The following is a 25,903-nucleotide window of genomic DNA, read 5'->3' on the forward strand; positions in this document are numbered from 1 at the left end:
AGAGGCCCCCCGCAGGGGGCCGGGTGTGGTTTAGCTGTTGGGTTTGAGCGACAGGACGTGCAGCAGGCGCTCGGGGGTGTCCGGGTGGACTTGCGGCTTGGCAACCGGGTTGTCGGCACTGAACCAGCCGCTGAAGCGCTTGGTGCTGTACTCATACCAGGTCGGGTTGTTGAACACAGGGATGATGGTCTGGTTGGCGCCGACCTTCTCCTGGATGGCGAACATGATCTCCTTCTGCTTGGCGGCGTCGGCCGTCTGGGTGAAGGCGTCGATCAGCTTGTCCAGCTCCGGATCCTGATAGCGGCTGGCGGCGAAGCGGTTGCCACGCTCACCCATGTTGCGGGAGTGGAAGGCGGTCTCGAAGTACTTGTGCGGGTTGGCACCGGCAAAGTAACCCTGCAGGGCCGCGTCGAAGTCGCCGGTTACCAGGGCTTCGGTCCAGACGGTCGCCTCCGGGGTAGAGGTCTTGGCATTGATGCCAAGGGCCTGCAGACCCTCCACACCGATCTGTACCGTGTTGACCCAGTCGGTCCAGCCGTTTGGCACCAGCACCTTGAATTCGATCTTCTTGCAGCTCGGGGTGTCGAGGAACTTGTCGCCGTCACAGTCCTTGTAGCCCGCTTCCTTCAGCAGCGCCTTGGCCCCTTCCAGATCGAACTTGTTGAACTTGCCGTACTGCTTCTCCACATCCGGATTGTCCCAGGTCTCGAAGGCCCGGCCCAGGCCCGACGGATATTCGTTAATGGTCGGGTAACCGTAGCCGGCGATGTCCACCATGGACTGGCGGTCCATGGCCATGGAGAAGGCCCGGCGGAAGTTAACGTCGTTAAAGGCCTCGTGGTTGCCCGGGTGCTTGGTCTTGAAGTTGACGTTGAAGGCCACGGTGCCGGAAGCGGGGAACCAGTACTTGTTGTTCTTGGGATCGTTGCCCACGTAGAGGCGCTCGATGTCCGGCACGAAGGAGCCGAACCAGTCGACATCGCCCTTCATCACGGCGGCCAGCACTTGGTCGTTGGTGGCCATCTGGGGCATGCGCAGACAATCGATGGAGAGGCTGGCGTTATCCCAGTAGTGGGGGTTGCGGCACTGGGTATAGAGCTGGGCCGAGAAGTTCTCCACCTCGGTGAAGGGGCCGGTACCGACCGGCTTGTCGTTGGTGAAGGCCACCGGATCTTTCACCGATTTCCACTGGTGCTCCGGCACTATGGGCACCAACACCAGATCGTTGACCACGTTGGTGTTCACTTCGCTCAGGGTGAACTTCACCTTGTTGGGAGCCAGCTTCTCGACGCCGGTGATCTGGGTCCAGATGGAGCGTTCATCCAGGGCCTTGTTGGCCTTGACCAGGTTGAAGGAGAAGAGCACATCGTCGGCATCAAACTTCTCGCCGTCGGACCACTTTACCCCGTCGCGCAGGTCAAAGGTGACCGACTTGAGGTCATCGCCGAAGGTGTAGTTGGTCGCCAGACGGAAGACAGGTTTGCCCCCTTGCATGTCATTGAAGATGACCAAGGGTTCGTAGATGAAGTGACGGGTGGTGTGCAGCAGACCGGCCTGCAGGAAGGGGTTGAAGTTCTTCACCCAGGCCGTTTCCTGCTGGGCCACCAGGGTCAGCACGGTTTTATTGTCGGCCGCCATGGCGGTGCCGGCAGTACCGGCCACCATCAGGGTACCCAGCATGACCGAGGCAGAGAGTTTGGACAGTTTGGCAAGCATAGTTATTCCTTTCTTCTTTTATTCCTTGTTGGGGTGAGCACCGAGCCTCGCATGCTGGTGAGGTCGGCCCTCTGTCGTTGGTGTGGTCTTGCGCCACATTTGCTATCCAACGTCTCTAGCAAAGCAGAGGTGAGGGCAGAACCCAAGTGGCGAGATCGTCGTTTTCGTAAAAAACACCATCGCTTCGTCAAATTCGTCAAATAATCTTTTTATTCTTTTAAAATCATGATGTTAAATTAATTCATTTGGCGTAATAAGCGTCGGTAAAAAGCCGGTTTTTACAAAAATGTGACAAGGGTCCTGCGGTCGGAAGGGGGCTTTCCCGGGGCTTGTTTTTTCCGTGAAAAAAAAGAGCCCCCCAAGGGCTCAGGGACGTCGTCCGGCGAGCTGGCGCAACTCCTGACTGCACTGATGCAGCCGCTGGCGGGAGGCCTCATCGAGGGGGCAGTGATGGAGTACATACTCGGCGGTGGCCACCACCGTCTTCCAGCGTGGCGTCTGGGGCAGGGTATCCAGATGCAGGTACTTGTCGAGGGTGCGGGTCTGGGGGCTCGACTTGTCGAGATAGACGCGCCACAGCTTGCTCTTCTCGGCCAGCGCCACCTTGCCCTTGCCGGTGGCGCTCTGCCATGCCTCCAGTGAGAGCTGCATGGTATCGACCAGGGTGCGGCGCAGGGGGTCGTCATCCTGCTGGCGGATCAGGGTGTCGGCCAGGGTGCGGAACTCGCCGCCGAGGCGACTGAGCTCACCCAGCAGGTGCGGATCTTCGATGATGGCCTGGCGCGACAGGGTGCGCAGGGCATTCTCCAGAGCCAGCACCCGCTCCGGGGTGGCCGTCTCCTGGGGCAGCAGGCAGAGGGCAAACGCCTCCTGCCCCTGGAACCGGGTCGCCACAAGATGTGCTGTCACTGGCGTCGCTTGCCCGGCCAGGGAGAGAGTGAGGGTCTGCTCCCCCTCCTCAAGCTCGGGAACAGGGGTGACCAGCAGCTCCCCCAGAGGCAGGGGGTCGGGCAGTGTATCAGGCAGGCCGAGCAGCTCGCTGGCAGCCCGGGAGGCGAAGAGCACTATGCCGTCCGGGTTGACGAACAAGAGCGGGTCGCGTCCCTGGGTGAGCAGGCTTAGCAGTTGACGCTGGTCCTCCTGCAGGGCCTGCTGCAGGGAGAGCCGGCGCTCGACTTCGCGTTTGAGCAGATCGTTCTCCACCAGGGTGTCGCGTCCACGCTTGGCGTCGAGCAGGGCGTTGACCCGGGCCAGCAGCTCCTCCCGGGCGAAGGGCTTGACCAGATAGTCATTGGCCCCGGCGCTGAACCCCTCTTCGATATCCTTGGGGGCGCCGAGGGCGGTGAGCAGCAGCACCGGCAGGCGATCCCGGGGGATCTGCTCACGCAGGCGGCGGCAGACATCAAAACCCGACAGGGTCGGCATCATGACATCGAGCAGCAGCAGATCCACCGGCTCCTCCTCGAGGCGGCGCAGGGCGTCGTGGCCATCTCCGCTGGTCAGGATGCGATAACCGCAGGGGGCGAGCAAATGCTGCAATATGTGCAGGTTGATGGGCTCATCATCGACCACAAGCAGGCAAGGGGCATCCTCGGGGAGGGGGGCCGCTTCGTAGTCGGGGAGCGGCGCCGGTTGGTGGCGCAGCAGCTGATGCTCCATGGGGCGGGCATCCGGCGTCGCCGGGCTGGCGCCGGCGCGGGCCAGGGGAAGGGTGAAGGAGAAGGTCGAACCCACGTCCCGCTCGCTGGTGACCTCCAGGCTTCCCCCCATCAATTGCACCAGCTGGCGGGTGATGGTCAATCCCAGACCCGATCCTTGTTTCACACCCTCCAACTGTACCAGGGGTTCGAAGATGTGCTCCAGATGCTCCTGTCCTATGCCTATCCCAGTGTCTGTGATGCGAAAACGCAGCCGATCCCCCTCGATGGCGGCGCTTAGCACCACCTTGCCCTCCGGGGTGTACTTGATGGCATTGCCCACCAGATTCCAGAGTACCTGCTCCAGGCGCTGCTCGTCCGCCATGACGGCGGGGAGATCCGCTGGCGTCAGGTCCACCAGACGCAGGGGTTTGGCCTGCACCAGATGGTGGCAGAGGTCGAGCACCAACCGGATCACCCCCTTGGAGGAGACCGGGGTGGTATGGATATCGAGCTGGCCATGGCGCATGCGGTGGTAGTCGAGCAGATCGTCAACCAGGCGGGCCAGGCTGTCGGCGCTCTTGATGATGAGGTTGAGCTGATCCTGCTGGCGTTCGCTCAGGGCGTCCTGTCGGGTGAGCATGGCTTCTGCCATGCCTCTGATGCCGTGAATCGGGGTGCGCAGCTCGTGGGAGGTGTTGGCCAGCAGCTCGTCTTTGAGCCGGTCGGCCTGCTGCAGGCTTAAGTTCTGGTGATGCGTCAGCTCGACCTGCTCCTGCAGCGCCTCCGTCTGGCGGGCAATCAGGGCCAGCTTCTCCCGAAGGGAGGATTGCATATGGGCGAAGGCTAGGGAGAGGGTGGCTATCTCGTCATCTCCTCTGGGTGGGGAGATGGGATGATCCAGATCCCCGTTGGCTACCCGTTCTGCCGCCTGGGCCAACTCCCGCAAGGGGGCCGTGATGGTGCCCGAGAGCCAGCGGGAGAGGAAGATGGCGAGTATGATGGAGCCCAGAGCCAGGGTAATGGTGAAGGTTTCGAGCTGGCGGATCCGGGCATAGGCCTCCCGGGTCGAGATCTCGGCGATCAACGCCCATTCGGAGCCAAACACCCTGACCGGAGTGTAGGCGGCCAGCACCTCGTCTCCCAGGTAGGAGGTAAAGAGTCCAACCCCCTGCTCTCCCGCCAGGGTTCGCTCTACCAGCGGCGTGTTCATGGGGCGCGCAGCCGGGGAGAAACTCTGGGCCACGCTGTAACGGGGATCGAGCCAGGCATCGGCACGCATGCGCCGATCCGGCCCCACCAGTATGGTCTCGCCGGTCTCCCCGAGCCCCTCACGCTCCCCCATGATCTCGCTGATCTTGTCGGTGCGCAGCTCGAAGATGACCACGCCACGCACATAGTCGTATTGCATCACGGGCGCGGCCAGATAGGCGACGACCTCGCCGCTCAGGGGATTGAGACCGAAGTCGCTGAATTCAAAGATCTGTTGGGGAGAGAGCCCCCCGTCCAGGCTGCGTTTGACCCGGCGAAAGGTACTGGCCAGGGCGCTGGTTTGATAGGGGCCCGAGAGCAGGTTGGTGGCAAAATTGGGGCGCTTGGTCACCGAATAGACCACGTCACCGCTGAGATCGACCAGATAGATGTCCGAGTAGTGGCTGCTGCGTACTATGTCCGCATAACCCCGGTGGAAGCGCTGATGGACCCGGCCGTACATCTCGTCGGCGAGGATAAGGGCGCTGATCTCCGGCAAGGCGGGGAGTTCGGGATCGGGTTTTTGCAACTTGTCCCAACTGCCGGCCTGATAGCGCTGGGCTGCCCGTTGGCGTGCCTCTTCCGGGGTGGTGCCGAGTTTTTCAAAGGCGCCGGTAAAGCCGTAGAAGCGCCCTATGCTGTTGCCGGCAAAGTCCTGGCGGGCGAAGGTGACGATCTGCTCCTTGAGATTGCCAAAATAGTCCTCGAGTTGGGATTTCTTGATGTTGCGAGCCGAGACCAGATGGTTGGAGGTCTGCTCGGTGAGATCCTTGCCGTGAGAGTGCAGAAAAAGCATGGAAACGGCCAGGAATGGCACCATCCCCAGCAGGAAGAAGACCAACATCAGTCGAGGCCGAAGGCCGGTTGCGCGCGAAATCCCTGTCATGCCAACGATTGCATTGAGTCGATTTTGAATATCTAGCCACATCTTGACCAAAAATGTCGGTTTTTCAATGTACTTAAGCCTAAATCGCCCGCCGGCTCACAAACAGGAGTGCTCTTTTTGGACGCTTTGCGTGAAGTGTGAGCAAACGAGTCGAAAGGGAAGGATTCGAGCTAAAAAACACTTGTCTCATCCCGTCGCACCCGTATAATGCGCCTCGTTGTCAGGCAGCTGTCTGCACAAGGCGGGAATAGCTCAGTTGGTAGAGCACGACCTTGCCAAGGTCGGGGTCGCGAGTTCGAGTCTCGTTTCCCGCTCCAAACTCTCTTCGAGAGCATGGCGCGTTAACAAAGCGGTTATGTAGCGGATTGCAAATCCGTTTAGTCCGGTTCGACTCCGGAACGCGCCTCCATTTTTCAACAAAAAGCCCGCTCATCGAGCGGGCTTTTTGTTTTATTCCTGCTATTGCAGTGTCATATCACATGCCTTCTCCCGCCACTGTTTCAACAGATGGTGGCTCACCTCGTCGAATGTCCGGCGATCCTTGACCCGGGTTGCCGTTGCCATCAACTCCTCGATGTCGGCCATCCGGCTCTTGAGCACCCCACATTGCCACATGGTGCCATTGATGGGGACTCTGTCACTCAGTTGAACCAGGTCGTCGTGATTGGTTCGCCAGTCTTGAGCTTCGGGCCACAGCAGCAGACCGGCGATCAGGATCAGTACAAGCTCGCTCAGATGCATGACTCCTCCCTGTGTCAGAAAGCAGGACACCTTAACTGTGGCCAGCATGTGGTGAGAGGGCAATGTGTGTTTTTTATGTAATTAAATTGTGTTTTTGACTTTCCTTTTTTGATTTACAACTCAGTAAATAGGGTTTTTTACGATTTTATGTAGTAAAAGAACATTGATGGCGCTATGCTAACTCAAGTGGTCCAACCAGTGAGGTGTAGAGTCATGTTCCAGCCTTTTACTCTGACCCGGATCGTACTGCGTCGCTGCTTCGTACTGCTTATCGGGTTGTTGGCATTTCCTGTCATGCTGTTTCGTCGTGACAGGGCTCGTTTTTATAGTTATCTCCATCGTGTTTGGTGCAAAACCAGCAGCAAACCGGTCTGGCTTAAACAGAGCGAGCGTGCCGAGCGCATCTTCTACTGATGTGCCGCCCATACAAACAATCCCGCCATGGCGGGATTGTTTGTATGTACAGCGCAGGAAAACGTGAGGCCCGGCAGATGCGGGCCTCGTTTCGAATAAAGCTGACAGTCGTTACGCTGCCAGCGGGGCGGGGAGCAGGAAGTCCGAGCGTTGTCTGCGGTGACGCTGGCGTTTCTCGGCACTGAGCTTCAACCGGCGTCGTTGATTCCAACCACTCTTGATTTTGCTGCTCACCAGGCTTGCTCGTCTGCGTCTTGGCATCCTGACCTCCTAGTGGTGCAGGGCCTGAATTCTGGTGGAACTGCTTGATTTAAAAAGTGAACCCTTCAGGCCATGGGTCGATACTAACAGAAGAAGGCGAGGAGTAAACAGCTTAGCCCGAGAGGGCCGTCAGCAGCGTATTGGCAGCGGAAGTCGATTTGACGGGTTCGGCCGCCAGTGCCTCATCCTGATCCAGCAGGCTCTCCCGCTGCCTGAGCTTCTGCTGCTCGTTGTCGAGCCAGAGCAGGCTCTGGTAGTACTGGCGCACGTTGTTGACGTAGTTACGTGCCTCACCGCCGCGGGCGTAGCCATAGCGCACCTTGCGGTGCCAGCGGGACTCTTGCAACAAGGGCAGCACATCCTTGACGTCGCTCCAGCTGTCGGGGTTTTTACCCCGCATCTTGGCCAGCCGACGAGCGTCCATCATGTGTCCGTAGCCTATGTTGTAGGCGGTCAGTGCAAACCAGAACTTCTCATCCTCGGGGACCGAGTCCGGTACCTGTTCGATAAGCTGGTGCAGGTAGCGGGCACCTCCGGCGATGCTCTCTTCGGGATGGGTTCGATCCTTGACTCCCAGAGACCTGGCGGTATTTTCGGTCAGCATCATCATGCCACGCACCCCGGTGTAGGAGCGGGCATCCGGGTTCCAGTGAGACTCCTGATAGCTGAGGGCCGCGAGCAGACGCCAGTCGAGCTTGCCGGCATGAGCCTTGAAGAGCGACTGATACTTGGGCAGCAGTGTCTTGGCACGCTTCAAGAAGGTGCGAGTGTCGACGAAGTCGAAGTTCTGCACGTGGCCGAAGTACTTCTCGTCGAGCTGGGCTATGGTGCCGTCGAGAAAGCGCTGGCCAAAGAAGTCGATGACGCTGGCGTAGAGAGTGTCATCGGGCAGCTTGGCCATGGCCCATCCCACCTGATAATCGTTCTCCAGGGTCAGCCCCTCGGCGAGATCGGGATAATAGCGCTGGATCCGCGCCAGTATAGTGTCGTGGACTATGGTGTAGTCGATCTTGCCCTCGGCGACCTGGCGCAGCAGCTCCTCGTGGTCGGCAGTTCGGCTCACTTCCCAGGTGAGATTGGGGTAGCGAGCCTTGAGCTGGCGCAGCTGCTCTTCGCTGGCCGAGCCGGCGGCAATCACCAGCCTGCCCTTGAGATCGGCAAAACTCTTGGGTTTGGCCGTGCCCTGGCGATAGACCAGCTTGGGTGACACCTGATAGTACCCCGGACCGAAGCGCATCCCCTTGCGACGCTCGGGGGTGATGGCGATGGCCCCGGCGGCCAGATCCAGGTCCCCGTGACGGAGCCCCTGCTCGATGGCACTGGCAGAGTCCATGGGACGCATGTCGAGCCTGACGCCCAGCCAGTCGGCATAGGCTTTGGCCAGCTCGTAGTCATACCCCTGAGCGATATTGTCACGTTGATAGTAGGAGGTGGGCCCGTAGACGGTGCCGACTCTCAGCTCCCCTCGGGCGCGGATCTGCTCCAGCTGGCTGGTGGGTTGGCTGAGGTTGCAGCCAGTCAGCAGCAGGGCAATCGACAGAATGAACCATTTGGCTAGTAGTCTCAAACAGACCTCTCTGGTTGTCTAAAAAATCAGCACTAGTCAAAAAAGAAGCACCTTTATACCAGAGAGTGTGCGCCCTGTCACATCGACGGAGGGGTGAAAAACGTTTGTCCGTGGTCGGGCCCCTCCCTATAATACGCGCGTCTTCAACCCCCCACTCTTGATACAAGGTGAGAAAGGCCATATGGAAATCTTGCGCGGTGCTCCCGCTCTGTCTGAGTTTCGTGTCCAGAAATTGATGCAAACCCTGGCAGAACGAGGAGTCGAGATAACGGGCATCTATGCCGAATTCATGCACTTTGCCGAGCTTGTCGACCCCCTCTCACCGGATGAGCGAGCGACCCTGGACCGGCTTCTGCGCTACGGTCCCACCATCCCCGAACATGCTCCCCAAGGTCATCTCTTCCTCGTTACTCCCCGCCCCGGCACCATCTCCCCCTGGTCTTCCAAGGCCACTGACATCGCCCACAACTGCGGCCTGACCAAGGTCAAACGCCTCGAGCGCGGCGTCGCCTATTATGTCGATGGGCAGGTGACCGATGCCAACCGGAGCCAGATCGCCGCTTTGTTGCACGATCGCATGATGGAGACAGTCTTTGACGCGATGGAGGCCGCTTCGGCTCTGTTCGCTCATCATGAGCCCCGCCCCTTCACCCAGGTGGATGTGCTGGGCGGTGGTCGCGCTGCCCTGGCGCAGGCCAACCTGAGTCTGGGCCTGGCCCTGGCCGAGGATGAAATCGACTATCTGGTGGCGAACTTCCAGCGTCTGGGTCGCAACCCGAACGACATCGAGCTCTACATGTTCGCCCAGGCGAACTCCGAGCACTGCCGCCACAAGATCTTCAATGCCGACTGGATCATCGACGGGGAGGCCCAGCCCAAGTCCCTGTTCAAGATGATCAAGAACACCTTCGAGCAGACCCCGGACTATGTGCTCTCCGCCTACAAGGACAATGCCGCCGTGATGGAGGGCAGCCAGGGGGGCCGCTTCTTCCCGAGCTCGGCCAGCGGCGAGTATGACTATCACCAGGAGCAGGTCGATATCCTGATGAAGGTGGAGACGCATAATCACCCGACCGCCATCTCCCCCTTCCCGGGGGCGGCGACCGGCTCCGGCGGCGAGATCCGCGACGAAGGCGCCACCGGTCGCGGTGCCAAGCCTAAGGCGGGCCTGGTGGGCTTTAGCGTCTCCAACTTGCGTATCCCCGGCTTCGAGCAGCCCTGGGAGCAAGACTTTGGCAAGCCGTCACGTATCGTCAGCGCTTTTGACATCATGCAGGATGGGCCGCTCGGCGGCGCTGCCTTTAACAACGAGTTCGGTCGCCCGGCCATCCTCGGTTACTTCCGTACCTTCGAAGAGGAGGTGGAGAGCCACAACGGCCGCGAGGTGCGTGGCTATCACAAGCCCATCATGCTGGCCGGCGGTATCGGTAACATCCGTACCGATCATGTCCAGAAGGGGGAGTTCCCGGCGGGATCCGCCCTCATCGTACTGGGTGGCCCGGCCATGAACATCGGTCTCGGTGGCGGCGCGGCGTCGAGCATGACCTCGGGCCAGTCGGCCGAGGATCTCGATTTTGCCTCGGTGCAGCGCGACAACCCGGAGATGGAGCGCCGCTGCCAGGAGGTGATCGACCGCTGCTGGCAGCTCGGTGACGATAACCCCATTCTCTTTATCCACGACGTCGGTGCCGGTGGCCTCTCCAACGCCATGCCGGAGCTGGTGAGTGACGGGGGGCGCGGTGGTCGTTTTGACCTGCGTGCCATTCCGAACGACGAGCCGGGCATGAGCCCCCTCGAGATCTGGTGCAACGAGTCCCAGGAGCGCTACGTGTTGGCGGTCGCCCAGGACAAACTGCCCCTGTTCAAGGCCTTGTGCGAGCGCGAGCGTGCCCCCTATGCGGTGATCGGTACCGCCACCGAGGAGCCGCACCTGACCCTGTCGGACAGCCACTTTGACAACCAGCCTATCGATCTGCCGCTCGACGTGCTGCTCGGCAAACCGCCCAAGATGCTGCGTGATGTGACGACTCAGCAGGCTGACGGGCAAGCCCTGCGCCTCGACGGCGTCACCCTGGGTGAGGCGGCCCTGCGGGTGCTGCGCTTGCCGACCGTGGCCGAGAAGAGCTTCCTCATTACCATTGGCGATCGCAGCGTGACCGGTCTGGTTAACCGCGACCAGATGGTCGGTCCCTGGCAGATCCCGGTGGCCGATTGCGCCGTCACCGCCGCCACCTACGACAGCTACCATGGTGAAGCCATGTCCATGGGCGAGCGCACCCCGCTGGCCCTGCTTTCCCATGCCGCCTCTGCGCGCATGGCGGTGGCCGAGGCCCTGACCAATATCGCCCCGACCAACATCGGTAGCCTCAAGCGCATCAAGCTCTCCGCCAACTGGATGGCGGCCGCCGGTCACCCGGGGGAGGACGCCGGCCTTTACGAGGCGGTCAAGGCGGTGGGCGAGGAGCTCTGCCCGGCCCTGGGACTGACCATCCCGGTTGGCAAGGACTCCATGTCCATGAAGACTCGCTGGCAACAAGATGGCGAGGAGCGCAGCAACACGGCGCCCCTCTCCCTGGTGATCTCCGCCTTCGCCCGGGTCGAGGATGTGCGCAAGACCGTCACCCCCCAGCTGCGCAACGATCTGGGCGAGAGCGATCTCATCCTCATCGATCTCGGCAACGGCAAGCAGCGCCTCGGGGGGTCGGCTCTGGCCCAGGTCTATCGCCAGCTTGGGCAGAGTGCCCCGGATCTCGATAACCCGGTGCTGCTCAAGGGTTTCTTCAACGCCATCCAGGCTCTGGTTTCCGATGGCCGCCTGCTGGCCTACCACGATCGCTCCGACGGCGGCCTGCTGGTGACCCTGCTGGAGATGGCTTTCGCCGGTCACTGCGGCCTCAACATCGAGCTCGACCGCGTCGGTGGCGAGGTGCTGCCGGCCCTGTTCAACGAGGAGCTGGGGGCCGTCATCCAGGTGCGCCGCGAGGACAAGGAGGCGGTGATGACCCTGCTGGCCGGTCATGGCCTGGCCACCTGTGCTCACGTCATCGGTACCGTCACTGTGGGGGATGACATAGTGCTGCGCCGCGCCGGCGATGAGCTGTGGCGCGAGAGTCGCACCCACCTGCGTACCCTGTGGGGCGAGACCAGCTGGCAGATGCAGCGCCTGCGCGACAACCCCGAGTGCGCCGACAGCGAGCATGCCGCCCGCCAGGACGCCACCGACCCGGGCCTACAGGCCACGCTGACCTACAATCCGTCCGATGACGTGGCCGCCCCCTACATAGCCCGAGGGGCCTCACCCCGTCTGGCGGTGTTGCGCGAGCAGGGGGTCAACTCCCACGTGGAGATGGCGGCGGCGTTTGACCGCGCCGGCTTCATCGCGGTCGACGTGCACATGAGCGACATCCTCGGTGGTCGCATCACCCTGGATGGCTTCCAGGCCCTGGTGGCCTGTGGCGGCTTCTCCTACGGCGACGTGCTGGGAGCGGGCGAGGGTTGGGCCAAGTCTATCCTGTTCAACGACGCCGCCCGCGAGCAGTTCCAGCGCTTCTTCGAGCGTGGTGACACTCTGTCGCTTGGGGTGTGCAACGGTTGCCAGATGATGTCCAACCTGCGCGAGCTGATCCCCGGCGCCGATCTGTGGCCACGCTTCGTGCGCAACCGCTCCGAGCGCTTCGAGGCACGTTTCAGCCTGGTCGAGGTGCAGGACTCGCCGTCCGCCTTCTTCGCCGGTATGAGCGGCTCTGTGATGCCGATCGCCGTCTCCCACGGGGAAGGGCGGGTCGAGCTGCGTGACGAGGCGCATCTGGCGGCCCTCGACGCCTCCGGTCTGGTGGGACTGCGCTTCGTCGACAATCGTGGCGGTGCCACCGAGCGCTACCCGGCCAACCCGAACGGCTCGCCGCGCGGCATCACCGCCGTGACCACCGCAGACGGCCGCGCCACCATCATGATGCCGCACCCGGAGCGGGTGTTCCGCACCGTCGCCAACTCCTGGCACCCGGATAACTGGGGCGAGGATGGTGCCTGGATGCGCATGTTCCGCAACGCCCGGGTGGCTCTGGGCTGATAAGGGACAAAAGAAGAGGGAGGCGCAAGCCTCCCTCTTCTTTTATGTGGGCTTGACATCGCCAGTGGGAAAAGAGGCCGGTTTGAGGTGCGCGTCCAGGCTCTCTGGCTCCCGGTTACTCATCCACTCCATCAAGGCTTCCAGCTTCATCGGCCTGGCAAAGAGATACCCCTGCATCAGATGGCATCCGAGCGCCAGCAGGCGGCTCATCTCCTTGCTGGTCTCGACCCCTTCGGCGATCACCTCCATCTTCATCTCCCGGCTGATCCAGATGATGGCCCGTACCAGCCGTTCATCACCTCGTTCCAGAGTCTGGGTGAAGCTGCGATCGAGCTTCAGCGTATCGACCGGGAGATTGAGCAGGCGCTCTAGCGAGGAGTAGCCGGTGCCAAAGTCATCCAGATGAACCTTGAAGCCAGCCTCGGTGAGCTGACACAGGTGCTGCACCAGCACCTCGTTTTTCTCGGCAAACAGGCTCTCGGTAAGCTCGAAATGAACCGCATCGCGGGGCAGGCCACTGGCGTCGGCCAGTTGACACAGACGCTCGACCAGTGCGGTCTGCATCAGCTGGAGTACAGAGAGATTGATGTTGAGCTTGAGCTCGGGGTTGAGGGTGCGCAAGGTGGGCAGGTCGGTCATGGCCTTCTGGGCTATTTGATAACCGAGGGGAACGATGAGTCCGGTATCTTCGGCCAGGGGGATGAAGTCATTGGGCATCACGTACCCCTCATCGGTCGGCCAGCGCACCAGCGCTTCGATCATATCGACCCGTTGGCTGCGTACATCGATAATGGGCTGGTACCACACCTCGAGCCTGTCGTCGGCAATGGCCTGACGAAGCTTATGCTCCATATGAAGTCGGTTGCTGACGTTCTGATGCAGATTGTCCGAATAGGTCTGGATACCGTGTTTGCCGTGGCGTTTGGCCTCATACATGGCCAGATCCGCGTTGCGGATCAGGTCATTGCTCTCCAGTTGCCCATGGTTGTAGGCGATACCGATGGAGGCACTGAGCTGGACCTGGACCCCGTCGACATCCAGTGCTCTACCGAGTCCGCTCAAGATCCGGCCCGCCAGTCGCTCGGCACCCTGGCTGCCACGAGGCAGTATGCACAAGACGGCAAATTCATCTCCCCCCAGTCGAAACAGCACATCGGCGCCCCTGGCCAGTGCCGTCAATCGCTCGGCCACGCACACCAGCACCTTGTCTCCCCGTTCGTGTCCCAGGCTGTCATTGATGACCTTGAACTCGTCGAGATCGATGAGAATGAGGGCGAGATCCAGATGATGGTGCCGGCACAAGAGCGGTGCATAGCGCTCGATCAGCTCCAGCAGCAGGGTCCGGTTGCCGAGGCGGGTCAGGGGATCGCGGCGTGCTTCGTTAAAGAGGCTCTTTTGGGAGAGTTTGAGCTGATTGACCATATCATTGAGGGAGCTGGCCAGGTTATCGAGTTCATCTTTCCCCTCGACCGGCCAGAGGGGGGATGTTTCAAGCAGATCTTTGGGATGCTGTGCCAGCTGGGAGAAGCGGCTGAGCCGACGCATGACCATGCGGTCAAACAGAAAGGCCACCACCAGAAAAGAGATGATGACCAGGGTGACGACGTTACCGACCAGCACGCGTTTGGCCAATATGCTCTCCCTGGGCAGGGAGCTCTCATCCACCACCGAGAAGTGAACGCCCGAGGGGGCCCCCATACTCTGAAGCGTACCGACGGGGGGGGCTGATGGGTATTGTCTGCGGCACGAAGGAAGTGGACCTCGCTCTTGAGCATGGTCTGCAAGCGCTCAAGGTTGCCTGCATTCATCAGGCGTCCCATGGCGAGCCAGCCATTGGCGGTGGCACGATCTTCCCCATCCCAGACGGGCTCTATGGCCAGCAGAAGCGGTGTTCCATCTAGCCAGAGCGCCAGGTTGCCTCCTTCCTTACCATGGGGCCAGTAAGCCTCCAGGGCGCCAGAGATGGTATGCCAGGCGACGAGATCATTGGAGGGGGCCACGCCGGTCTCTCCAAGTTGCAGCGCTAGCTTCAGCTGGCGCGAGTGATCGATAAAGAGCACCAGATTGACATTTAGGTTTTCAAGAGAGTCCTTTGTGTAGTTTGTATTGAGATAGTTCTGTCCCCCCTGCTCCATAAAGGTCCAGGTATCCAGCCATGCGGCATAGTCATTGGCCATGGTGCTAAGGGCTTGCTGCTGCGAGGCAAGGTAGAGGCTGGCACGATCCAGACTCTCCTGATGATGATGCGCCTGCCACCGGGAGAACTGGAGGTCGATAAAGGTGCTGCTGAAGTAATAGGCGACCCCGCCCGACAGGGAGACCAGCACCAATAGATAGAGTGAGACCCTGGTTCTCAAACTATTGATATTCATTATATATGGTCTCGTTTGTGAATCCCGTTGGGTAAAGGATAGGTTCCCCCTTGGTGGGGGGCAAATGAGTAATGACTGAATAGGGGGAGGGGCAAGGTGTGACTTGACTCAAGATTTTGTATCGAGAGAGGCAAAACTAGGAAATATTCCTAACCCCTCTAGGCGTCAGTCCCAGGCCTGCACGCGCGCAGGTCCCTACAATGCCAGCCATTATCGCCGGGATCGCCTGGCGACAGTTCAGGCATTGTAATAGGAGACTAAAATGCTGGCTTTCCTGAACCAGGTGCGCAAGCCGACCCTGGATATCCCCGTCGAAGCCCGGCGCAAGCTGTGGTTCAAGCCGTTTATGCAGTCCTATCTGGTGGTCTTCATCGGCTATCTGACCATGTATCTGATCCGCAAGAACTTCAACATTGCCCAGAACGACATGATCTCGACTTACGGGCTCAGCATGACCGAGCTCGGCATGATTGGCCTGGGTTTCTCCATCACCTACGGGGTGGGCAAAACCCTGGTCTCCTACTACGCCGACGGCAAGAACACCAAGCAGTTCCTGCCCTTCATGCTGATCCTCTCGGCCATCTGTATGCTGGGCTTTAGTGCCAGCATGGGCACCGGCTCGGTCAGCCTGTTTATGATGATCGCCTTCTACGCCCTGAGCGGTTTCTTCCAGAGCACCGGCGGATCGTGCAGCTACTCCACCATCACCAAATGGACTCCCCGCCGCAAGCGTGGTACCTACCTGGGTCTATGGAACATGTCCCACAACGTGGGTGGGGCTGGCGCGGCCGGTGTGGCACTGTTTGGCGCCAACTACCTGTTCGATGGCCATGTGATCGGTATGTTTGTCTTCCCCTCCATCATCGCCCTCATCGTTGGCTTCATCGGCCTGCGCTTCGGTAGCGATTCGCCGGAATCTTATGGCCTGGGCAAGGCCGAGGAGCTGTTCGACGAAGAGGTGAGTGAAGAAGATCTTGAGACCGATAACAACGAGATGACCAAGTGGCAGATCTTTGTGGAGTACGTGCTCAAGAACAAGGTGATCTGGCTGCTCTGCTTTGCCAACATCTTCCTCTATGTGGTGCGTATCGGTATCGACCAGTGGTCCACCGTCTATGCCCACCAGGTATTGAACCTGCCCAAAGAGGTTGCCATCCAGGGTTTCACCCTGTTTGAAGTGGGCGCCCTGGTCGGTACCCTGATGTGGGGCTACCTCTCTGATCTGGCCAACGGTCGCCGCGGCCTGGTGGCCTGCGTGGCGCTGGGTCTCATCATTGCGACTCTCGGGGTCTACCAGCACGCCAGCAACCAGTATGTCTATCTGGCCTCCCTGTTTGCCCTGGGCTTTCTGGTGTTTGGTCCGCAGCTGCTCATCGGTGTTGCTGCGGTGGGCTTCGTGCCGAAGAAGGCCATCGGTGCCGCCGACGGCATCAAGGGCACCTTTGCCTACCTCATCGGTGACAGCTTTGCCAAGCTGGGCCTGGGCATGATTGCCGACGGCACCCCTGTGTTTGGCCTGACCGGCTGGGCCGGCACCTTTGCCGCCCTCGACACCGCCGCCATCGGCTGTATCTGCCTGATGGCCATGGTGGCCGTGATGGAAGAGCGCAAGATCCGCCGCGAGAAGCGTGCCAAGTTGATTCCGGCTGGTGCCGAGGCGTAAATCGACCCCATGAAGAAGGCCACCTTGCGGTGGCCTTTTTTGTGTCTGCTTACTGGCGGTAGCCTTTGAGGAAGCGGGCGAGGCGGCCGATGGCCTCCTCCAGCTCTTCCTCGCGGGGCAGGAACACCAGTCGAAAGTGATCCGGTGCCGGCCAGTTGAAGCCGGTTCCCTGCACCAGCAGCAGTTTCTCCTGCTGCAGCAGGTCGAACACCATCTTCTGGTCGTCCTTGATGTCATACACCTTGGGGTCGAGGCGCGGGAACATGTAGAGCGCCCCCTTGGGTTTGACGCAGGAGACGCCGGGGATCTCGTTCAAGAGCTCCCACGCCTTGTCGCGCTGACGGCGCAGGCGGCCGCCCGGCAGGATCAGCTCGTTGATGCTCTGGTAGCCGCCCAGCGCCGTCTGGATGGCGTGCTGCATTGGCACGTTGGCGCACAGGCGCATGGAGGCCAGCATCTCCAGCCCCTCGATGTAGCCGCGGGCTCGTCCCTTGGGCCCGGTCACCACCATCCAGCCCTGGCGGAAGCCGCAGGCACGGTAGGCCTTGGAGAGGCCATTGAAGGTGACGACGATGACATCGTCACACAGGGTGCAGACGCTGGTGTGGGCGATGTCGTCGTAGAGGATCTTGTCGTAGATCTCGTCGGCGAAGATGATGAGGTTGTGCTGACGGGCAATCTCGATCACCTCCAGCAGAAACTCGCTGCCGTAGACGGCGCCGGTCGGGTTGTTGGGATTGATGAGCACGATGCCGCGGGTGCGCGGCGTGATACGGGCGCGGATGTCGTCGAGATCCGGATACCAGTCCGCCCCCTCGTCGCAGCGGTAGTGCACGGCGTGGCCACCGGAGAGGGTGACGGCCGCAGTCCACAGGGGATAGTCGGGGGAGGGCACCAGCATCTCGTCGCCGTTGTTGAGCAGGGCCTGCATCGCCATCACGATGAGCTCGCTGGCACCGTTGCCGATGTAGATGTCGTCGATGTCGACGTGGCGCATCCCTTTTTGCTGGTAATACTGCATCACCGCCTTGCGGGCGGAGAAGAGCCCCTTGGAGTCGCAGTAGCCCTGGCTTTGGGGCAGATTCAGGATGACGTCCTTGATGATCTCTTCGGGGGCGTCGAATCCAAACGGCGCCGGGTTGCCGATGTTGAGCTTGATGATGCGATGGCCCTCGTCTTCGAGACGACGGGCCTCCTTGTGCACCGGGCCGCGGATGTCGTAGCAGACATCGTCGAGCTTGTGCGACTTGTCGATGGTGGACATGGTCGGGATGAATCCTTGCCTGTTGTGGCTTATGGGGCGGGAGTGCCCATTTAGAATCAAATCTGTTTTACCCTATTCTTCACAGAATTCAATTCCACCACAATCCTATTTTTAGAAGATCCGGCTAATTCTACCTGGCCTGGCAGAGTTTCCGGATAACTCGATCTAGCAGGATTGTTTGTCTGAATATGCCTCACCAGAAGATTCTCATGCGCTCCCCCTGAAGTGGCCCATGCTGCACCACATTCGTCGTGGAAGATGGCATGAAACCCTCGTCGTAAAAAAGTGTGGAGTCCCCGTCAGGGCGGTGGCACAGTGAGCCCCTTGCCACCGGTTTTGAGCACAGGAAGGAGGAGAGGGTGGTTGGAAAACCCTTGCGCACCGGGTTGTGGCGCCACTACAAGGGGGGCCTCTACGAGGTGCTGACCGAGGCGCGTCACTCGGAGCGGGACGAACTGTTGGTCATCTATCGCAGCGTGGAGGACGGTACCTGTTATGCCAGACCCAAGCCCATGTTTGTGGAGTGGGTTCGTCACGATGGACGCCTGATGGCCCGCTTCGCTCCCATTGAGGAATAACAAAAAGCCCTGATCACTCAGGGCTTTTTTCATTCATGTCGACTCAGTGGAGGATCCGGGCGCGGATGGTCCCTTCGATATCCTTCAGCTTGGCCAACGCCTTGTCGCTGTGCTCGGTCTCGACGTCGATCACCACATAGCCGATTTCGCTGCTGGTCTGCAGGTACTGGCCGGCGATGTTGATCCCCTCTTCGGCAAACGCCTGGTTGATCTTGTTCATCACACCGGGTTGGTTACGGTGGATGTGCAGCAGGCGGCTGGCATCGCGATGGCCCGGCAGGGAGACCTCGGGGAAGTTGACCGCCGACAGGGTTGAGCCGTTGTCGGAATACTTGATGAGCTTGTTGGCCACTTCCAGGCCAATGTTCTCCTGGGCCTCCTGGGTCGAGCCGCCGATGTGAGGGGTCAGGATCACGTTGTCAAAGCCACGCAGCGGGGTCATGAACTCCTCCTCGTTGGACTTGGGCTCGACCGGGAAGACATCGATGGCGGCTCCTGCCAGATGGCCGCTTTTGAGCACATCGACCAGGGCGTCGATATCGACCACGGTACCACGGGAGGCGTTGATGAAGATGGCGCCCGGTTTCATCATGCGCAGCTGCTCGGCACCGATCATCTCCTTGGTGGAGGGGGTCTCGGGCACATGCAGGCTGATGACATCGGACATGTTGAGCAGCTCGGCCATGGTAGGAACCTGAATGGCGTTACCCAGAGAGAGTTTGTTCTCAATGTCGTAGTAGTAGACCTTCATGCCGATGCTCTCGGCGATGATGCCGAGCTGGGTGCCGATATGGCCGTAGCCTATGATGCCAAGCTTCTTGCCGCGTGCCTCGACACTGCGGTTGGCCAGTTTCTCCCAGATACCGCGATGGCATTTGGCACTCTTCTCGGGCACACCGCGCAGCAGCAGCAGGATCTCGCCCAGGACCAGCTCGGCCACCGAGCGGGTATTGGAGAAGGGGGCGTTGAAGACAGGAATGCCGCGGATCTCGGCCGCCTTGAGTTCGACCTGGTTGGTACCGATGCAGAAACAGCCGATAGCCACCAGCTTGCCGGCGGCATCCAGCACCTTCTCGGTCAGCTGGGTGCGGGATCGAATGCCGATAAAGTGCACGTCACGAATGCGCTCGGCCAGCTCCTCTTCGGAAAGCGAGCCCTTGAGATACTCCACGCTGGTGTATCCGGCCGCCCGAAAGGTCTCCACCGTATTGGGGTGAACTCCCTCGAGCAGCAGCACCTTAATCTTGTCCTTGTCCAATGAAAACTTGACTGTCATGACGATCCCTTTGCGTTACTGATGGTGCGAGAAGAGTTTGTAAATTAACAAAAACCCGAGGCACAGGGAATAAGTGTGATGAAAGTCAAATTTTTTGAAGTTTTCAACGAATTACACAAGCAGAGTGGGGGCCGGAGCGGGAGCATCACGGGCAAATAAAAGGCGCCCGAGGGCGCCTTGTTCCGCATAAGATATTGATCAAATCACTTCAGAGTGACGACCCCATCGGGGGTACCCATCACCACCACATCGGCACCGCGGGCGGCAAACAGGCCGTTGGTCACCACGCCGACGATGGCGTTGAGGCGAGCCTCGAGCTCCTTGGGGGTCGTGATGGCCATGCCGTGTACATCGAGGATCTGGTTGCCGTTGTCGGTGACCACCCCTTCACGCCAGACCGGGTTGCCACCGAGAGCACGGATCTCGCGGGCAACATACTCGCGTGCCATGGGGATCACTTCGACCGGCAGGGGGAAGGTGCCGAGCACCTCGACCGTCTTGGTGTTGTCGATGATACAGATAAACTGATCGGCCACGGCGGCGACGATCTTCTCGCGGGTCAGGGCGGCGCCGCCTCCCTTGATCATGTCGCGGCTGGCATTGATCTCGTCGGCACCATCCACATAGACGGAGAGGCTGTCGATCTCGTTGAGATCGAAGACCTTGATGCCGAGGGCCTGCATACGCTCGGTGGAGGCGATGGAGCTGGAAACGGCGCCCTTGATCCGATCCTTGATGGTGCCGAGGGCATCAATGAAATGGTTGACGGTGGAGCCGGTACCCACCCCGACTATGGTGTCGGGAACCACGTATTCCAGGGCTGCCCAGCCGGCGGCCTTTTTCATTTCATCTTGAGTCATGAGTGATCCTTGGGAACAAAAGCGGGCGCATTATAGCCAAGCCAGCCGCTCGGGGCGACCGCCTGGCGTCGGTAGGATGAGGGTTATCTCACGTTTTTTCAAAGTGCCAGTGGTGTGACGGGGTGAGCAGCTCGGGCAGAGGGACATCCCACTCTTCGCGGGGGATCTGTTCCACCAGTTGGCAGTCGTGGGCGACGCCTATGGGTTTGGGACCGAGCCTGTGCTGCTGCCAGCAGGCCAGGGTTCGGTCGTAATAGCCTCCGCCCATGCCGAGCCGGTTACCGTCGGCATCGAAGGCCACCATGGGGGTGAACATGAGATCCAGACCGCTATAGGGGAGCACGCGCTCCATATCGAGCTCGGGCTCTTCGATATTGAACTTGTTGCGCACCATGGGAGAGGTGGGGGTGTAGTGCAAGAAGAGCAGATGACCCGGGGTAAAGGGGTGCACCACCGGCAGGTAGATCTCTTTCTTCTGAGCCCAGAGCCAGTGAATGGTCGGCAATGGGTTGATCTCGCCGTCGTTGGCCAGGTAGAAGGCGATGCGGCGGGCGCGGGCCACATCGGGATGGCTCTTGATGCGCTCAAGCAGGGCCTGGGCCGCCAGATGTTGTTGCTCGGCACTCAGCGCCCGGCGGCGTTCACGGATCTGCTGACGCAGGGTATGGCGTTCTGACATGGTAACTCCTTGTGACTACCGGAGCATATCACTGCGGGGCCAGCCTGTGCATGGCCCCGTGTGCCGGGATCAGCGGGCGCGCATCTGGTGTTTGACAAAGACGGCCAGGATGGCGGTCAGGGCCAGGGCCATGGGGTAGAAGCTCATGCTGATGACGGCCAGCGGCGACAGGCCGAAGATGGAGCCAAGCAGCAGCGCCTGGGCACCCCAGGGGATGAGCCCCTGTACCACGCAGGAGAAGATGTCGAGCAGAGAGGCGGCGCGGCGCGGCGTGACCCCGTGTTGCTCGGCCAGCTCTCTGGCCACCTTGCTCGCGACTATGATGGCCACCGTGTTGTTGGCGGTGCAGGCGTTGGTGAGGCTCACTACAGAGGCGATACCAAGCTCGGCGGCTTTCTCGTTCTGGTCTGTGTCATGGCCACGACTGAAGCGCTGGATAAGGGCGGCGATATGACCCGTGATCCAGGCCAGACCCCCCTGGCGCTCCATCAGGGCACCAAGACCACCGATCAGCATGGAGAGCAGGAAGATCTCCTGCATGGAGGTAAAACCCTTGTAGATATCCTGGGTAAATTGACCCAGCTGATAGCCACTGCCGGCCAGCCCGACCAGACCGGCGGCCAGGATACCGGTGCCCAGTACCAAAAAGACGTTCATGCCCGAGAGCGCCAGCCCCAGGATCAGCAGGTAGGGGAGCACCTTGACCCACTGGTCCAACTGCTGCGTCGGTACTTCTGCCACGTGGCCGAGCAGCAGATAGCCCATCATCACCAGCAGGGCGGCCGGGGCGGCGATCATCAGATTCTCACGAAACTTGTCCTTCATCTCGCACCCCTGGCTGCGGGTCGCCGCTATGGTGGTATCCGAGATGATGGAGAGGTTGTCGCCAAACATGGCGCCGCCCAGCACGGCGCCGGCCACCAGCACGGGATCGAGTCCGGCGCTCTGGGCGACCCCCAGGGCGACAGGTGCGACAGCGCCAATGGTGCCCATGGAGGTGCCCATGGCGGTGGCAATAAAGGCAGAGATCAGGAACAGACCCGGCAGCAGGGCCCAGCCCGGTATCAGCGACAGGCCCAGTGCGACGGTGGCATCCACTCCGCCGGTTGCCTTGGCCACGCTGGCAAACGCGCCGGCCAGCAGGTAAATGAGGCACATGGCCATGATGTTGCTGTCGCCCACCCCCTTGAAGAAGGTCTCGAGGTTCTTGCTCAGCCCCTCGCGGCCGATGAACAGGGCGAGTACGACGGCAGGCAGTGCGGCAACCGGGGCGGGCAGTTGATAGAAGGCGAACTCGACCCCTTGCAGGGTGAGCCAGGTGCCGGTACCGATAAAGAGGGCAAGAAAGAGCAGCAAGGGCAGCAGGGCCCGGGCGCTGGGTTGGGTCTGGATCATGTGTTCCTCTGAAATTGAACAATGACCTCCTGTCGTGAACTGCTTTGTGCCTTTATCGGGTCGGGATAGGGGAAAACAGGGCGGGCATCCTGCCGCATTGGGGGGCCCACAGTAGTGAGTCAACTCATTGGGGTCAAGATAGCCGTCCAGATGGATACGCCTTTTTATGGTGTGATTTCGAAGTCATAGATTAATCCGTCATATATTCGTTTATATCTGAAAAATCCGGGTAATATTCGATTTGCTGTGGGGTTTATATGAGACCCAGGCTGTTGGCCTCGGCCGATTGATAGACCACAACTTGGGCCTCGTTGTCTTGGTTGGTATTCATTTGAGTTGTGGCTCGGCGCTATCCCGGTGTTGGGGATGGGCTCGCAAGGAAATCAAATGACTCCTGTTATGGAAAGGTGTATCGAACGCCACTACTGCGCCTATTGCGGGATGTAGACCGACCATATTCTGGTATTGGTCAGAAAACCCAGCCCGTTTAAGGATGCGCCAAACCGCTCTCGCAAGGAATTTATCGCCGGCTTGATCAAGGGCTGGGCGGTGGGGCCCTTTATCACCTCAATGGATGAGTTTTCACGGCACCTTATCTGTGAAAAGTGCGGTAACACGCAAATCGAGGAGTAGGCTCGGGGCTTTGCAAACCGGGAGCCGGCTGGTAAAACAGAGAGCTTCTCAATGCATAACGAAAGATGAGGATGGCGATGGAGACTCCGATCCGCGTGGCCGTGATGGGCTGCCAGGGACGTATGGGCAAGGTACTGCTGGAGGCTATCCAGGAGCAAGAAGGGGTGGTGCTGGGGGCGGCGCTGGAGCGTCCCGGCTCGACCGTGACAGGCCTCGATGCCGGTGAGCTGGCAGGGCTTGGCAAGCTTGGCGTGGCCATCACCGACAACCTGGCATCATGTATCGATGCGGTCGACCTTATCATCGACTTCACCCGCCCCGAGGTGACCCTGCAAAATCTCGCCGTCGCCCGTGCCCATGGCAAGATGATGGTCATCGGCACCACCGGCTTCGACGAAGCCGGTAAAGCCACCATCGAGCAGGCGGCCCGGGAGATCGGTATCGTCTTCGCCTCCAACTACTCGGTCGGGGTCAATCTGGTGTTCAAGCTGCTCGAGCAGGCCGCCAAAGTGATGGGGGAGTACACCGATATCGAGATCATCGAGGGGCACCACAGGCACAAGGTGGATGCGCCGTCCGGCACCGCCCTCTCCATGGGTGAGGTGGTGGCCAAGACGCTGGGCCGGGATCTGAAAGAGTGCGCCGTCTACGGCCGCGAGGGGATCACCGGCGAGCGGGATCGCAACACCATCGGGTTTGCCACCATTCGCGCCGGCGATCTGGTGGGGGAGCACACCGTCATGTTTGCCGATATCGGCGAGCGGGTGGAGATAAGCCACAAGGCCTCGAGCCGTCTTACCTTTGCCAATGGCGCCGTGCGCGCGGCCCGTTGGCTCAGGACACAACCAGCCGGGCTCTATAACATGCAGGATGTGTTGGCGCTTAACTGAGCTAAAACATATGAAAAAAGGCGGCTTTGCCGTCTTTTTTATTGAGTGCATCAAAATTGGCTGAGTTGTCCATCCCTTCCCGTCACCTTGTTAATCTTATCGTCTGATCCCTGTCATCGCGATGTTATCAAACGGCCAACAAACAACCATCAACCCGGCGGTGCCAAAAAGATTAAAAATGCATAACCAGTAAAACGTTTTTCTTCTGTTTTATAAATTTCCAGTGCCTTTGTGGGCTGTTTTTTGGTTTTGTTTTCGTGTTTTTGTGTTTTTAAGTGCATGAAAAAAATGAATTAAATCGAATTTGTTTTTGTATTTGTGGCGCATGGCTTCATCTGTGTTTGTGGGTGGCAAAAAAGTTTGGATGTGGGGGTTGTATCGTGTCCAAATGCATAGATAATGACTGAAGTTGCTTTTTTATAGAATTTTAATGCATTGCCACTGAGATTGTTGGTTGAAATGCCACAAGTTTTCAGTAGAATGCGCGCAATTTGCCCGAAATCTGCCGGCCCAGGCGGGTCCCACAGACCCGAAGGAAGGCCCGCAACACCCAGGTAAATTGCTGAATTTAAAGCTAAAAAACTGGAGGTTGTCTTGAGTCACACTGCATTGTTAGTGCTGGAAGACGGAACTGTCTTCAAGGGCGTATCGATTGGCGCCGAGGGATGTTCCGTTGGTGAGGTGGTGTTTAATACGTCGATGACGGGTTACCAGGAAATTCTCACCGACCCCTCCTATTCTCGTCAGATCGTCACCCTCACTTATCCCCATATCGGTAACACCGGTACCAACGCAGAAGATGAAGAGTCCACCCAGATCCACGCCCAGGGCCTCATCATCCGGGATCTTCCCATCCTCGCCTCCAACTTCCGCAATCAGCAATCCCTCTCCGACTATCTCAAGGCCCACGGCATCGTGGGGATCGCCGATATCGACACCCGCAAGCTGACCCGTATCCTGCGCGAAAAGGGTGCCCAGAACGGCTGCATCCTGGCCGGCAAACAGCTCGACGAAGCCCACGCCCTGAGCCAAGCCCGTGCTTTCCCGGGTTTGAAGGGGATGGACTTGGCCAAGGAAGTGACCGTCGCTGAGACATACAGCTGGACTGAGGGGAGCTGGCAGCTTGGCAAGGGGCATGTCACCCCGGATGCCGACCAGCTCAAATACCACGTGGTGGCCTACGACTTCGGCGTCAAGCGCAACATCCTGCGTATGCTGGTGGATCGTGGCTGCCGCCTGACCGTGGTGCCGGCCAAGACCCCGGCTGCCGAGGTGTTGGCGATGAACCCGGACGGCATCTTCCTCTCCAACGGCCCCGGCGACCCCGAGCCGTGCGACTACGCCATCAATGCCATCAAGGCCTTCCTTGAGACCAATACCCCGGTGTTTGGCATCTGCCTGGGTCACCAGTTGCTGGGCCTGGCCTCCGGCGCCAAGACGGTGAAGATGAAGTTTGGCCACCACGGCGCCAATCACCCGGTCAAGAGCCTCGATGACAATACCGTCATGATCACCGCCCAGAACCACGGTTTTGCGGTGGACGAGAGCAGCCTGCCGGAGTGCCTGCGCGCCACCCACGTCTCCCTGTTCGATGGGTCGCTCCAGGGCATTCATCGCACCGACCGTCCGGCCTTCAGCTTCCAGGGTCACCCCGAGGCGAGCCCTGGCCCGCACGACTGTGCCGGTCTGTTCGACCACTTCATTGAATTGATTAAGCAGTATCGCGCCTAAGGAATAAGAGGAAAGAGTTT

16 protein-coding genes, 2 tRNA genes and 1 pseudogene are annotated in these 25,903 nt (G+C 60.0%); 8 read left to right on the forward strand and 11 right to left on the reverse strand.

Translation table 11 applies throughout. The features are described 5' to 3' along the window. Positions 1-30 precede the first annotated feature (30 nt). Positions 31-1,716 carry an ABC transporter substrate-binding protein gene (locus AB5Y48_RS13830; protein WP_136613147.1) on the reverse strand — a complete coding sequence of 562 codons (1,686 nt, stop codon included), beginning with the start codon at positions 1,714-1,716 and terminating at the stop codon, positions 31-33. 366 nt (positions 1,717-2,082) lie between these two features. Further along, positions 2,083-5,448 (reverse strand): ATP-binding protein, encoded by a 3,366-nt coding sequence (locus tag AB5Y48_RS13835; protein WP_368164846.1) that lies wholly within the window; start codon positions 5,446-5,448, stop codon positions 2,083-2,085. Positions 5,449-5,731: 283 nt separating this feature from the next. Here AB5Y48_RS13835 and AB5Y48_RS13840 point away from each other — a divergent pair. Both AB5Y48_RS13840 and AB5Y48_RS13845 read left to right on the forward strand, forming a co-directional pair. After that, positions 5,732-5,807 (forward strand) — tRNA-Gly (locus AB5Y48_RS13840). Between the two features lie 18 nt (positions 5,808-5,825). Then, a tRNA-Cys gene (locus AB5Y48_RS13845) sits at positions 5,826-5,899 on the forward strand. A gap of 50 nt (positions 5,900-5,949) precedes the next feature. Here AB5Y48_RS13845 and AB5Y48_RS13850 read toward each other — a convergent pair. Then, positions 5,950-6,231: a hypothetical protein gene (locus tag AB5Y48_RS13850; protein ID WP_060584877.1), complete on the reverse strand. Its 282-nt coding sequence runs from the start codon at positions 6,229-6,231 to the stop codon at positions 5,950-5,952. Positions 6,232-6,444: 213 nt separating this feature from the next. Between AB5Y48_RS13850 and AB5Y48_RS13855 the strand changes: the two genes are divergently transcribed. Next, positions 6,445-6,645 carry a YbfA family protein gene (locus AB5Y48_RS13855; protein ID WP_050667044.1) on the forward strand — a complete coding sequence of 67 codons (201 nt, stop codon included), beginning with the start codon at positions 6,445-6,447 and terminating at the stop codon, positions 6,643-6,645. Between the two features lie 373 nt (positions 6,646-7,018). On the opposite strand, the gene mltF is transcribed toward AB5Y48_RS13855, so the two are convergent. Beyond that, positions 7,019-8,473 carry a membrane-bound lytic murein transglycosylase MltF gene (gene mltF, locus AB5Y48_RS13860; RefSeq protein ID WP_050667045.1) on the reverse strand — a complete coding sequence of 485 codons (1,455 nt, stop codon included), beginning with the start codon at positions 8,471-8,473 and terminating at the stop codon, positions 7,019-7,021. A gap of 181 nt (positions 8,474-8,654) precedes the next feature. Here mltF and purL point away from each other — a divergent pair, with 181 nt between their 5' ends. Then, on the forward strand, positions 8,655-12,542 hold the full coding sequence (gene purL, locus AB5Y48_RS13865; RefSeq protein WP_368164847.1) for a phosphoribosylformylglycinamidine synthase: 3,888 nt from the start codon (positions 8,655-8,657) through the stop codon (positions 12,540-12,542). A 42-nt stretch (positions 12,543-12,584) separates the two neighbouring features. Here the strand turns inward: purL and AB5Y48_RS13870 are convergent, their stop codons facing one another. Together AB5Y48_RS13870 and AB5Y48_RS13875 are read right to left on the reverse strand one after the other, a co-directional pair. Further along, entirely contained in the window at positions 12,585-14,240 is a 1,656-nt protein-coding gene (locus AB5Y48_RS13870; RefSeq protein ID WP_368164848.1) for an EAL domain-containing protein, read from the reverse strand. A gap of 65 nt (positions 14,241-14,305) precedes the next feature. Next, positions 14,306-14,914: pseudogene (locus AB5Y48_RS13875) on the reverse strand (CHASE4 domain-containing protein); the annotation flags it as partial. Between the two features lie 262 nt (positions 14,915-15,176). On the opposite strand from AB5Y48_RS13875, the gene uhpT reads away from it, so the two are divergent. Beyond that, positions 15,177-16,577 carry a hexose-6-phosphate:phosphate antiporter gene (uhpT, locus tag AB5Y48_RS13880; RefSeq protein ID WP_060584883.1) on the forward strand — a complete coding sequence of 467 codons (1,401 nt, stop codon included), beginning with the start codon at positions 15,177-15,179 and terminating at the stop codon, positions 16,575-16,577. A 49-nt stretch (positions 16,578-16,626) separates the two neighbouring features. Here uhpT and AB5Y48_RS13885 read toward each other — a convergent pair whose 3' ends face one another. Continuing rightward, positions 16,627-17,841: a pyridoxal phosphate-dependent aminotransferase gene (locus AB5Y48_RS13885; RefSeq protein ID WP_050667049.1), complete on the reverse strand. Its 1,215-nt coding sequence runs from the start codon at positions 17,839-17,841 to the stop codon at positions 16,627-16,629. A 359-nt stretch (positions 17,842-18,200) separates the two neighbouring features. On the opposite strand from AB5Y48_RS13885, the gene AB5Y48_RS13890 reads away from it, so the two are divergent. Next, positions 18,201-18,419, forward strand: coding sequence for a DUF1653 domain-containing protein (locus tag AB5Y48_RS13890; RefSeq protein ID WP_224159665.1), 219 nt, complete (start codon positions 18,201-18,203; stop codon positions 18,417-18,419). A 43-nt stretch (positions 18,420-18,462) separates the two neighbouring features. Here the strand turns inward: AB5Y48_RS13890 and serA are convergent, their stop codons facing one another. The 4 genes from serA to AB5Y48_RS13910 all read right to left on the reverse strand — a co-directional run bounded on the left by serA (position 18,463) and on the right by AB5Y48_RS13910 (position 22,629). Further along, positions 18,463-19,695 (reverse strand): phosphoglycerate dehydrogenase, encoded by a 1,233-nt coding sequence (serA, locus tag AB5Y48_RS13895; RefSeq protein WP_050667051.1) that lies wholly within the window; start codon positions 19,693-19,695, stop codon positions 18,463-18,465. Between the two features lie 203 nt (positions 19,696-19,898). Beyond that, positions 19,899-20,555, reverse strand: a complete 657-nt coding sequence (gene rpiA / locus AB5Y48_RS13900; RefSeq protein ID WP_368164851.1) for a ribose-5-phosphate isomerase RpiA — start codon at positions 20,553-20,555, stop codon at positions 19,899-19,901. 88 nt (positions 20,556-20,643) lie between these two features. Then, complete coding sequence (locus tag AB5Y48_RS13905; RefSeq protein ID WP_050667053.1) at positions 20,644-21,234, reverse strand: 5-formyltetrahydrofolate cyclo-ligase; 591 nt, start codon at positions 21,232-21,234, stop codon at positions 20,644-20,646. 69 nt (positions 21,235-21,303) lie between these two features. Continuing rightward, on the reverse strand, positions 21,304-22,629 hold the full coding sequence (locus AB5Y48_RS13910; protein WP_368164853.1) for a Na+/H+ antiporter NhaC family protein: 1,326 nt from the start codon (positions 22,627-22,629) through the stop codon (positions 21,304-21,306). Between the two features lie 710 nt (positions 22,630-23,339). On the opposite strand from AB5Y48_RS13910, the gene dapB reads away from it, so the two are divergent. Then, positions 23,340-24,152: a 4-hydroxy-tetrahydrodipicolinate reductase gene (gene dapB, locus AB5Y48_RS13915; RefSeq protein WP_050667055.1), complete on the forward strand. Its 813-nt coding sequence runs from the start codon at positions 23,340-23,342 to the stop codon at positions 24,150-24,152. Between the two features lie 594 nt (positions 24,153-24,746). Beyond that, positions 24,747-25,883, forward strand: a complete 1,137-nt coding sequence (carA, locus tag AB5Y48_RS13920) for a glutamine-hydrolyzing carbamoyl-phosphate synthase small subunit (protein ID WP_136613154.1) — start codon at positions 24,747-24,749, stop codon at positions 25,881-25,883. Positions 25,884-25,903 lie beyond the last annotated feature (20 nt).

This window comes from Aeromonas sp. R6-2 (assembly GCF_040908155.1).
Classification (GTDB): Bacteria; Pseudomonadota; Gammaproteobacteria; order Enterobacterales; family Aeromonadaceae; genus Aeromonas; species Aeromonas schubertii.